Raw genomic sequence first — 1261 nt, 5'->3', positions numbered from 1 at the left:
GGAGGTGCCGAGCTTCGATGACACCGTCGCCGATCCCCTCGCGTTCAACCACCTCACCCTGGTGATGTACCGCGAGAGCAACCCCCATTGCGGGAAGGCGATCCTGCAGCGGCACGGCGACCGCGCGATCTGGTGCAACCCCCCGGACGTGCCGCTCACGACGGACGAACTCGACCGTCTCTACGAGCTGCCCTACCAGAACGCGGCGCACCCTTGCTACCGCGAGCCCATCCCCGCCTTCGAGAGCATCAAGGGCAGCATCACCGTGAACCGCGGCTGCAGCGGGGGGTGCAGCTTCTGCGCGCTCACCCTCCATCAGGGCAAGGACGTCGTGAGCCGCTCGAGCGACAGCGTCGTCCGCGAGGTCACCTCCCTCACCACCCAGAAGCCAACATGTTCCACATGCGCTGCATGTCGGAGGAGGCGAACAAGGTGTGCCGTCGCGTGAGCTGCCTGCACCCGGTGCGCTGCAAGCACTACGGAACGGATCACCAGCCCTACAAGGACCTGCTGCGCGAGGTGCGGACGCTGCCCGGCATCAAGCGGGTCTTCGTGAATTCGGGGCTCCGCTACGATCTCGCGGCGTTGGACGAGGACTTCGTCGAGGAGATCGCGGCCCACCACGTGAGCGGAACCCTCACCACGGCGCCGGAGCACATCTCCGAGCAATCGCTCCACTACATGCGGAAGCCCTCGATCACGCACTTCGCGCGCTTCATGGAGCGCTTCCGCGCGGCGAGCGCGGACGCTGGCAAGAAGCAGCTCATCGTGCCGTACTTCCAGTGCGCCCACCCGGGCACCGGCCCCACCGAGGCGATCGAGCTCGCCCAGTACATGAAGCGCAACGGACTCGTGTGCCGGCAGGTGCAGGTGTTCATGCCCACGCCGGGCACGATCAGCACGGCGATGTACGTTAGCGGCCACGACCCCTACACGAAGCAGCCGGTGTACGTCGCGCGCGGGCACAAGGAGCGGGCGCGGCAGCGAAGCCTGATGTTCTACTGGAAGCGCGAGGAGTGGCCCGCGATCCGGGAGGCGCTCATCGCGTGGAACCGCCGCGACCTGATCGGTCACGGGCTGGACTGTCTGGTCCCGCCTGGCCCTGCGCAGGGGTCGTGGGTGCGCGGGGGACGACCGGTCGAGCCCACCGTGGGCGCGATGGGCATGAAGGTGGAGCGCGCCACGCGCGAGGAGCTGGCCGAGGAGCGGTGGGAGGGCCACGCGGGCGCGAACGCGTGATCACGCGCGTCTACGGGGCGCG

2 protein-coding genes are annotated in these 1261 nt (G+C 68.4%); both read left to right on the top strand.

Features of this window, described 5'->3' with window-relative positions:
• Window positions 1-4: 4 nt before the first annotated feature.
• Complete coding sequence (locus EB084_25820) at window positions 5-448, top strand: hypothetical protein (GenBank protein NDD31682.1); 444 nt, start codon at window positions 5-7, stop codon at window positions 446-448.
• Window positions 394-1239 (top strand): DUF3362 domain-containing protein, encoded by an 846-nt coding sequence (locus EB084_25815; protein NDD31681.1) that lies wholly within the window; start codon window positions 394-396, stop codon window positions 1237-1239. Before EB084_25820 ends, EB084_25815 begins: the two co-directional genes overlap by 55 nt.
• The last annotated feature ends 22 nt before the right edge of the window (window positions 1240-1261 follow it).

The sequence above is a fragment of the Pseudomonadota bacterium genome, from assembly GCA_010028905.1.
In the GTDB taxonomy this organism is placed as follows: Bacteria; Vulcanimicrobiota; Xenobia; order RGZZ01; family RGZZ01; genus RGZZ01.
The sequence above is the reverse complement of the archived record's forward strand: the minus strand, read 5'-3'. Positions and strand labels throughout refer to the sequence as shown.

Coding starts and splice junctions, on each gene's coding strand:
- EB084_25815 (NDD31681.1), top strand. CDS start 394: ATGTTCCACATGCGCTGCATGTCGGAGGAGGCGAACAAGGTGTGCCGT.